Annotated in this window: 6 protein-coding genes; 5 read left to right on the top strand and 1 reads right to left on the bottom strand. The window is 37.2% G+C overall.

The window, feature by feature from the left end; translation table 11 throughout:
* Nucleotides 1–45: 45 nt before the first annotated feature.
* Both ACIQ7N_RS09180 and ACIQ7N_RS09185 read left to right on the top strand, forming a co-directional pair.
* Nucleotides 46–798, top strand: coding sequence for a threonine/serine exporter family protein (locus ACIQ7N_RS09180; RefSeq protein WP_132364716.1), 753 nt, complete (start codon nucleotides 46–48; stop codon nucleotides 796–798).
* A gap of 12 nt (nucleotides 799–810) precedes the next feature.
* Nucleotides 811–1,278: a threonine/serine exporter family protein gene (locus ACIQ7N_RS09185; protein WP_248717701.1), complete on the top strand. Its 468-nt coding sequence runs from the start codon at nucleotides 811–813 to the stop codon at nucleotides 1,276–1,278.
* 89 nt (nucleotides 1,279–1,367) lie between these two features.
* Here ACIQ7N_RS09185 and ACIQ7N_RS09190 read toward each other — a convergent pair whose 3' ends face one another.
* Nucleotides 1,368–3,389, bottom strand: a complete 2,022-nt coding sequence (locus tag ACIQ7N_RS09190; RefSeq protein WP_402931505.1) for an EAL domain-containing protein — start codon at nucleotides 3,387–3,389, stop codon at nucleotides 1,368–1,370.
* 982 nt (nucleotides 3,390–4,371) lie between these two features.
* Between ACIQ7N_RS09190 and ACIQ7N_RS09195 the strand changes: the two genes are divergently transcribed.
* The 3 genes from ACIQ7N_RS09195 to ACIQ7N_RS09205 all read left to right on the top strand — a co-directional run bounded on the left by ACIQ7N_RS09195 (nucleotide 4,372) and on the right by ACIQ7N_RS09205 (nucleotide 9,231).
* Nucleotides 4,372–6,093 carry an ABC transporter ATP-binding protein gene (locus ACIQ7N_RS09195; RefSeq protein WP_402931507.1) on the top strand — a complete coding sequence of 574 codons (1,722 nt, stop codon included), beginning with the start codon at nucleotides 4,372–4,374 and terminating at the stop codon, nucleotides 6,091–6,093.
* Nucleotides 6,093–7,925 (top strand): ABC transporter ATP-binding protein, encoded by a 1,833-nt coding sequence (locus ACIQ7N_RS09200; RefSeq protein ID WP_402931508.1) that lies wholly within the window; start codon nucleotides 6,093–6,095, stop codon nucleotides 7,923–7,925. The genes ACIQ7N_RS09195 and ACIQ7N_RS09200 overlap by 1 nt, the downstream gene beginning before the upstream one ends.
* A gap of 436 nt (nucleotides 7,926–8,361) precedes the next feature.
* Entirely contained in the window at nucleotides 8,362–9,231 is an 870-nt protein-coding gene (locus ACIQ7N_RS09205; protein WP_402931509.1) for a GNAT family N-acetyltransferase, read from the top strand.
* Nucleotides 9,232–9,826 lie beyond the last annotated feature (595 nt).

Below are 9,826 nucleotides of genomic sequence, written 5' to 3' on the forward strand. Positions count from 1 at the left end.
CGATACTATTGGCAAGGAACCCTTTAAAGGAGGCAGATAACTGTAATGGTTTTACATGAAGTGGACAATGAATTTACGATTGACTGCTTATTGCTTGCAGGTCGAATTATGATTGAAAGTGGTGCAGAAACATACCGTGTGGAGGATACAATGCTACGCATGGCACATTCTCAAAATATGCTAGATGCGCAATGTTATGCTACACCTACAGGGATCATTTTTTCGTTAGGCAAGACACAGCCGACGAGAATTACATCAATTTCCAATAGGGTAACAGATTTGCAAAAAATAGCCTTGGTAAATTCAGTATCTCGGAGACTCACATCTCACATGATAACATTAGAAGAAGCTTATGACGAGCTAAAGTCGATACAAAAAACAAATTATTTTTTACCAATTTATATTCAAGTCATATCAGCGGCTCTTGCGAGTGGTTGTTTCCTTATAATGTTTAAGGGAGGATGGTCTGATTTCCTTTTTGCATGTTTAGCAGGGGGATTAGGTTTCCTAGTGCTTTTATTGATAAATGATTTAACGAAAGTGAAATTTTTCGCAGAATTTACAGCTTCTTTAGTAGTAGGGTCTATAGCTGTCTTTTCAGTGAAATATGGCCATGGTACAGAAATAGATAAAATTGTTATTAGCTCCGTTATGCCACTAGTACCAGGTATTTTGATCACGAATGCCGTTCGGGATTTAATAGCAGGTCATTTTATGTCGGGGATGGCGAAGGGTGTAGAGGCCTTTTTAACAGCTTTTGCAATCGGTGCAGCTATTGCTGTCACTCTATCGTTTTAGGAGGCAGACGACATGGACTATATCGTACAGTTGATTCTTAGTTTTTTTGCGACGATAGGTATCGCAATTATTTTTAATGTACCTAGAAGAAATCTAATTTATTGTGGTTTTGTTGGGGTAGTAGGCTGGATGATTTACTTCATTCTAACAGAACATGGCATGGATATAGTATATGCCTCATTCTTTAGTTCTTTTATAATTGCTATCGTTTCCCATTTGTATGCTCGGCGCTTCAAAATGCCAATGATTATTTTTATTGTCGGCGGTATTATCCCGTTAGTTCCGGGAGGTATGGCTTATAACGCAATGAGAAATATTGTAGAGGATGACTATATACAAGGGCTACAGTATGGATTAAAGGCCTTTTTAATTACAGGTGCCATCGTTATAGGACTTGTGTTTGCAGAGGTACTAATACAGCTTATTTTCCGTTCTGTACGTACTGGTAAAGCGACATTCCAAAAGGTCTACAAGAAATAAGACACTCATCAAATGAATGAGCACAGCGGATAAAACAAATATAAAAAAGGAGGTTGCGTCTTATAAACGTAACCTCCTTTTTCAAATTACTATTTAACTAGTAATGCTTCAATTTCCTCTGCGTGAATTGGTTTACTAATATAGTAACCTTGAATAGCATCACAGCCATAAGAAATCAAAAGATCTGCTTGTTCAGCAGTTTCAACACCTTCTGCTACAACTTTAAGTTCCATAGATTTTCCGAGTTGCACCATACCGTGCATTAGCTTTTGCGTTTTTTCGGACTTTAATAAAGAACTTGTAAATGTTTTATCGATTTTCAATGTATCTATTGGTAGAATTTGCATATATCTAAATGAACCATACCCGGTACCGAAATCATCTAGTATAAAGGCAATACCTTCATTTTCAAGCTTACGCATTTGCTGTGTGATAAAGGTAGCAGCTTCTGCTTCTAGCGCAAATTTCTCAGTGATTTCGATTTGAATAAGGCTTGCAGGACAGCCGGTTTTTGCCAAAGTTCCAAGGATTGACTTTGCCATGTTTTTATCACGGAATTCGCGTACAGAAGAGTTAATGGATACTTTTAAATTAAGACCAGCTTTTTGCCAGATTAGCGCCTGTTCACATGCTTTTTCCAGCATAAAGGAACCGATATTATTAATAAGACCAGTTTCCTCAGCGATTGGAATAAGCTCATCTGGTGAAACAACGCCAATTACTTCATCTTCCCAACGGACTAGTGCTTCTACAGCTGTAATTTTTCCTGTATAAACATCAATTTGTGGCTGATAGAGGACTTTTAGATTTTTTTGGTCAAGAGCTTGAAGTAAACGTTTTTCAATTAAAGCTTTACGATTTAATGCTTTATGTGTTGCTTTGGATAGTGAGACGATTTTATCGCCACCTGCTTCACGGACAGTTGTGATAGTAGCAATGGATGCCTTCATTAGTTGGGAGAATGTAGTTTGATCCTCTGGATAACGTGTAATTCCGCCACTAATAGAAATAGGGACAGCAACATTACTGTTATAAATTGGATGTTGTTGTAAGTAAGACAAGAAGCCTTGAATAAACCATTCACTTAATGGTGTAATCACGACAAAATCATTTTCGTTAATACGTGCCATTGTGCTATCTTGGAAGTACATTTTTATACGATTTGTAAACTCTACAATAAGACTTTGACCGATTTGCTGATCATGTAACTCTTTTAATGTATAAAATTTATCAATACTTAAATAGACAAAAGAAAAGTTTCTTTCATCCTCAATCATATTGGAAATCACTTTTTCAAGTCGATGTGCATTCATCAGACCAGTTTCTGTATCAATATAAGCGATTTTTTCCAGCTGATGTTGAATTGACTTGGACTTGGTGATATCCTTTTCAATTAATAAAAATTGTTGCTCATTTGTTTCGATATTAAATGTAGGGATAGCTGTTAGTAGTACCCAATAAGATTGACCTGCTTTTGTAACTTTTTCGACTTCACCTTGCCACGTTTGGCCAATGTTTAAATTCCGCCAGATGGTATTTGTGATCTTTTCGCTTTCTTTATTTTCAGGGAACAATTGCCAAAACGTTTTACCAATCACGCGTTTTGGTGTCCATTGACTCGTTTTTAGAAATTCATTATTACATTCTAAAATAAATCCATCATGATCAAGAGTAACTGTCATAAATGTCGAGTCTAATCCCTTTTTTAAGTCTACGAGAGTGCTGCTACTTGAGACAGAATTAATCATTAACTCTGGGAGCATGAACATCATAAGAACGAAATGCTTTCCTTGTTCAGTAAATGGTTTAGCTAGTAGCGCTGTTGTAATTTCTTCATTTGTATACGTTTTTAATTGAATTTGATTGATATACGTGCTGTCATTATTTTGCATAATAGCTTGAAAGGTTTCTAATGAAAGCTGACGTAGTAAATTTTCATGAATGAATAAAGTGGTATGTTCTTTAATAGTAGTATCTGAAAAATCAAATAGCTGTTCAGCAAGCTTTCCCAAATTTATAACTTGTCCATCTTGATTCAAGACAATAGCAGGAAAAGGAAGTGAATTTAAATAATGTTCATCGATCGTAAATGATTTATGCATATGACTCATGATTATTCGATCTCCTTGAGTAATCTATATATACTATTATTATAGTTAATTATCGGGAATTAGTCATTATGAATATGATTGTAAATATTTGATAATAAAAAATTTCGGGACTTTTTTAGTTGGGAATAAGGAAAATATTGAAGAAAAATAACATTTTTTAGTATGAATATAGGGATCTAGAATTATGTGGAAAGATTAAAAAAATAGTTTTAATCGTCTCCTGTGCGATAATACGGGGAGAACCCGGACCTTAAATGGAGTTGTTACTCACAATACACCATTCCATATCTAACAATTCGTTATTGGGTGCAGGTATTTCATTACCTACATATTTATCTTCATTCAGTGGGTGTCCTAACACCTACTGATAGATTGCTACGGGACGTGGCTATCTTAAACTGGGCTTCTCTATGTATTTTCAATTCTAGCACCGATATTTGTTGTTGCCTATGTCTCTCTTAGTTTAAGGAAATGGCCATCGAAATATCAAGTGATAGGGATTATTGGTACACTTTTAGGTCTTTCTCTCCTACTAATGAACGCTTCATTGGATGATTTATTAGTTAGTAGTAAAGCCTTATTGTGGGGAGTAGCGATTGGTCTTACGTTTGCCGTCTACACATTGTACCCTGCAAGTTTGATAAAAGAATGAAGTGTACTACTTGTTGCTGTACGGGGAATGCTTATAGGAGGATTTGTATGAGAGATTAATTGTTGCATTTGGAGTCAAATCTATTGTTTTTGTGCTATTTTAAGTAGAAACAAGATGATTTCTAGTATTAAACCGCTACAGCAATGGTTATTCAGTATCGTGTTTGATACATCGCTAGGTTTGGGCAATTAGTGGATGTCTTTATTATGCTTGTTTATTTAACATGGCTTTCTGTAGGTGGAGAAAAAGCGTAAAAATACTATCTATATAGGAGTTATTCACTATATTTGAAATTTGTGGAACTTCTTTCTAATAATAAGGGGGAAGAATATGAAAGAAATTTTTTCCTATGTGAAGCCTTATAAATGGTCTGCATTTATCGCGTTATGCTTAATGTTGTTGGAATTGTTTGTGGAGCTCGCTCAGCCACTTATCATGGCTAAAATCATAGATGATGGAGTACGAGCTCAAAATCAAGGGATGATTTGGCAATGGGGAATTGTTTTACTTGGCTTATCATTCGTAGCCTTTATAGCCGGTGTCGTTAATTCGTATTTTTCATCGCATACAGCTCAGAGTTTCTCCTATGATTTACGAAATGCATTGTTTGAAAAAATACAATCCTTTACATTAACCACTTATCAAAAATTCTCAACAGCTTCTCTTATTACAAGGTTAACGAATGATGTAACGCAAGTTCAGACGGTGCTGTTTATGAGTTTGCGTATTATGCTTCGTGCACCACTTGCCGTTGTTGGCAGTATCGTTATGGCCTTTGTAGTAAATGCTAAATTAGCGTTGTTTTTAGTTATTGGCGCACCGATTATTTTGATTTTTCTTATTTTTATGGTGACAAAAGGTGTGTCTTATTTTGGACTTGTGCAAAAAAGAATAGATCGTTTGAATCGTGTACTACAGGAAAATTTACAGGCTATACGATTAGTGAAGGCTTATTTACGTGGTGCGTATGAGGCCTCTCGTTTTGATGAAGTTGCCTCACGCTTAAAAATAGATACTGTAAAGGCTTTACGCACAATGGAGTATATTATGCCTGTGCTGTTATTCATCATGAATATGAGTCTGCTTGCAGTACTGTGGTTTGGGACAAAACAAATAGCTTCAGGTACAACACCGCTCGGAGATGTAGTTGCTATTGTCAATTATGCAATGCGTATGACAGGCTCGTTTTCGATGTTTGCTTTTATTATTATTTTTTATGCGCGTGCAAAAGCCTCCGCAGAGCGTATGGCAGAAGTTCTTTCAACTAAGAATGAGATAGAGCTACCATCATCTTCAGAGAAAACGTCTAAAGGCTTGAATTTTGGAGAGTTAGCTTTTGAACATGTTAGTTTTACTTATCCTGGGGAAGACTCACCTGTATTATCTGATGTAAGCTTCCAAGTGAAATCTGGTGAAAAGCTTGCCATTATGGGGGCAACGGGTGCAGGGAAATCTACGTTGTTGCAGCTTATTCCACGTTTTTACGAAGTGACTGAAGGTAAAATAGTAGTAGAGGGGAAAGATGTACAGCAATGGGATTTACAAGAGCTGCGTGAAATCATCGGCTATGTTCCCCAACAATCGTTATTATTTACAGGAAGCATTGCGGATAATGTTCGTTGGGGCGATGCAGAGGCTGAAATGGATGCAGTGCTGCAGGCTGCAATGCAAGCACAAATTCATGCTTCTGTGGAGGATTTCCCGAATGGTTACGAGACAAAAGTCGGTCAGAAGGGTGTTAATCTTTCAGGCGGTCAAAAACAAAGATTATCGATTGCAAGAGCGTTATTAAGAAAAGGGCATATTTTAATGCTTGATGATAGTACAAGTGCACTTGATGTTAAAACGGAGCAGGCATTATGGGAAGCTTTGAGTGAAGAACAAGCAACAATGCTAGTAGTCACTCAAAAAATTCGGACAGCTAAAGGTGCAAGTCGCATCTTACTCATTGATGCAGGAAAAGTGGTTGCATATGGGACGCATGAAGAGCTTTTACAAACGTCAGTGCTTTATAAAAAAATCGCAATCTCTCAACAGGAGGTGGAGGAATAATGAGATTTTTCCAAAAGCCTTTTGGCTATGAGCCGATTTTGACGAAAGATGATGTGAGGCAAGTTGTTAAGAAAAAGAAGGGACCTCGTGCAACAGATTGGAAAAGCACACTACTACGTTTATGGAAAATAGTCGATGAACAACGTGTACTACTAATTATTGTGCTGTTACTTGTCTTGGCGAGTTCCATCTTGTCTCTTCTTGGACCGTATTTAATTGGTAAAATGATTGACATGTACGTAACGCATGGAGAGCTCACAGGACTTGAAAAAGGGATTATGCTGTTAATCGGCATTTATGCTCTATTAGCAATATCATTATTTTTGCAAAACTATTGGATGATTGGTGTTGCCCAACAAACCATATATAGATTACGAACGAGTGTCTTTGCTCATTTCCAAAGACTGCCGATTACCTTTTTTGATCGTCGTCAGCATGGAGAATTAATGAGTCGGATGACGAACGATATTGAAGCCGTTAGCTCAACATTAAATAGCTCCTTTATTCAAGTGTTTTCTAGTGTAGTAACGCTTACAGGAACAGTGATTATCATGCTAAGTTTAAGCCCCTTACTGACGGTATTAACGATGACCATTATACCGATTATGTTTTGGGCGATGCGTTGGATCACACGAAGAACCGCACCATTATTTAAGGAGCAGCAAGCGGCCATAGGAGCTTTGAATGGCATGATTGAAGAAACGATTTCGGGCCAACGAATTGTCAAAGCTTTCTCACAAGAGGAACGCATGAAAGCTGAGTTTCGCGAAAAAAGTTTACGCTTAAAAAGTACTGGCTTTTGGGCGCAAACATATTCCGGGTATATACCAAAGGTTATGAACTTTTTAAACAATATGAGTTTTACAATTGTAGCTGGTATTGGCGGAGTACTTGCTTTTTATGGGCATGTATCAATTGGAGTAATTGTTATTTTTACAGAATACGCGAGACAATTTACACGACCTTTAAATGATTTGGCCAATCAATTTAATACCGTGCTGTCAGCGATTGCTGGTGCTGAGCGTGTATTTGCGTTACTGGATGAACAGCCCGAGGAGGAAGCTGCTTCAGCACGGGAGCATAAGCTATTAGGGCAAGTGAGCTTTCGACATGTGTACTTTAAATATGAGCAAGCAGCGGAAGCTTACACTTTGAAGGACATTAATTTTAACGTGGAGCCCGGACAAACGGTTGCTCTGGTTGGGGCAACCGGTGCAGGAAAAACAACGATCCTGCAGCTTATTGCAAGATTTTATGAAGTATCAAAGGGTGAGGTTTTATTTGATGGTGTAAACGTTCAGCAAATAGAACGACAAGCATTGCGCTCGCAAATGGCCTTTGTGTTACAGGATCCGTTTCTGTTCGAAGCGTCTGTACGTGAAAATATTCGTTATGGTCGATTAGATGCTAGCGACGAAGAGATAGAGGAAGCGGCGAAGCGTGCAAATGCACATGACTTTATCATGTTGCTAAAGGATGGCTATGACACTGTACTTGCTGCAGATGGCAGTGGAATTTCGCAAGGCCAAAAGCAGTTATTATCAATAGCACGAGCTTTGATTGCTGATCCGAAAATTTTGTTGTTGGATGAGGCGACAAGTAGTATTGATACTGTTACCGAGCTTGCGATTCAAGAGGCTCTTGATGTGTTAATGCAGGGACGCACAAGCTTTGTTATTGCTCACCGTTTAAATACAGTACACAATGCCGATATTGTGCTTGTTATGCGCAAAGGTGAGTTAGTTGAAGCGGGCCCTCAACAAAAATTAATGGAATCGGGTGGCATTTATGCGCAGATGTTACAATCTTCATCTCATCATCTCGAAGAGTAGTGTGAAAATAACGATGTAAATATCAATCTCATTCATCCAGTATAAAAAAGAGTGATTTCCAACTTTTGGAATTGCTCTTTTTTAGTTGAAGTATGATTTTTATTCTATAATTTAAATGTAATTTATTGGGATAAATAGTATAATTAAGTATAGATAGCTAAGAGGGATTAGTTCTTTTAGGTGAGGGAGCAACTAGATGCTCCCTGGCAGCGGAAATAGGGCCAGCAAATGAATGGGGTGTATAAAAATGCATGCCTTATTCTAGTAATTTTCAGTTTATAACCGTTGAAAATCATATAAAACCTTTTAATTTCACTATATTTGGAGTAAAATTGTTAATAAATAGAAATGATTAGAAGTGGTTAGTATATTTTGTTGCCAGCTTATTTTCTTTCTTGCTACAATAGGGCAATAGTCTGATACAAGAACGGAGTAAATGATGAATATTTCAGTGATGACAGTGTCTTTCCCGATAGATGGAGAAACATTAAATGAATTAAAATTATTGTGTGAAGAAGCGACCACACATGATTATCGTGTATATGAGACTGCTATGGGTTTGCCTATGGCGGGTTCCTTTGAAACGAAGGGATTTATGGTACTTGCATATGAAGATGACAAAGATGTATTAGTGGGTGCAGCTAGTGCAATAGATTTAATGGGACTGCATACATATGAATGGTCTTTAGTTGTAACACCTACGTACCGTCAAAAGGGAATTGGAACTGCTTTAGTGGAGGCTTTACAGGCCGGCCTCGAAGAGCGTGGGGCAGAAGGTCAATTGGCGGTAGTGATTGATGGATCGCCTTTTGGACACACTTTTATAGAAAAGAAAGGCTTCGCATATAGCTTTTCAGAGGCCACTTTAGAAACAAGAGCAGAGTCAGTAGAATTAAAGAATAATATCGAAATTATTCCTTATACAGATGAGCAGGCAGAGTTGATTACCATCTATAGTGCGGCGTTTGGAGATCTACCTGAAGAGTCTAAAGAGCTAATCGCTTTTAATACATCAACTACTGGAAGAAAGCTATGGGTAGCCCGTAAAGATGGAGAAATTGTTGGAACAGTGACGACAGCCCAGGAAAATGAAATACAATGGGTAACGGCATTGGCAGTGCATCCAAACTTTGAGGGGCAAGGAATTGGTACTGCAATGCTGTCATTTTCCAAAGATTATGCGAGCAAAACGGAAGCTAAATTCGTCATGCTCGATGTAGAAATTGACAATAGAAAGGCGCTTTCTGTTTATGAGAAGGCAGGCTTTATGAAAGCTCAACAAATAGACTATTATGTAAAACAATAAGTGAAGGGTGAGGAGTGTGCTCCTCACTTTTTGTGTTCAGCAATAAAGTCCGGACACCGGAAAAAAGGAAGTGAATTTTCAGGTAGAGATAAACGAACTACGTAAATGGATGTGGAAGACCTTGCTTTTTTTCCGAGGAACATCATTCGAATCCGTAATAGATTTTATAATGATATCTTAATTTAGATAACTGTAAAACATTAAACTAATGTCATATTATGAGTTTAATATTATATTATTTTTAAAATCATTTTAATAGGAAATTTCTCGACGAAGTAAAAAACTATAAACTTTTTTAGGGAAAAGTATTGACGTTTTTAAATTAGGCGTGTAATATTATACAAGTCGTCAAGACAGCTACTGAAAAACAGCTAAATTAGTTGTTGACATAGAGTTTACGACATGATATTATATGAAAGTCGCTGTTGAGAAAACAGCAACGAAATGAACCTTGAAAACTGAACAAGCAAAACGTAATCAATAAAGTTTTTAGTAGCTAACCTTGAGTTAGTGAACGAAACAAAATTTTGGACATCAAACATGATGCCAGCAAAACAATTTGAGCTAATCAAATTTCTTTTTATGGAGAGTTTGA

The sequence above is a fragment of the Lysinibacillus sp. NPDC095746 genome (genome assembly GCF_044763535.1).
GTDB lineage: Bacteria > Bacillota > Bacilli > Bacillales_A > Planococcaceae > Lysinibacillus.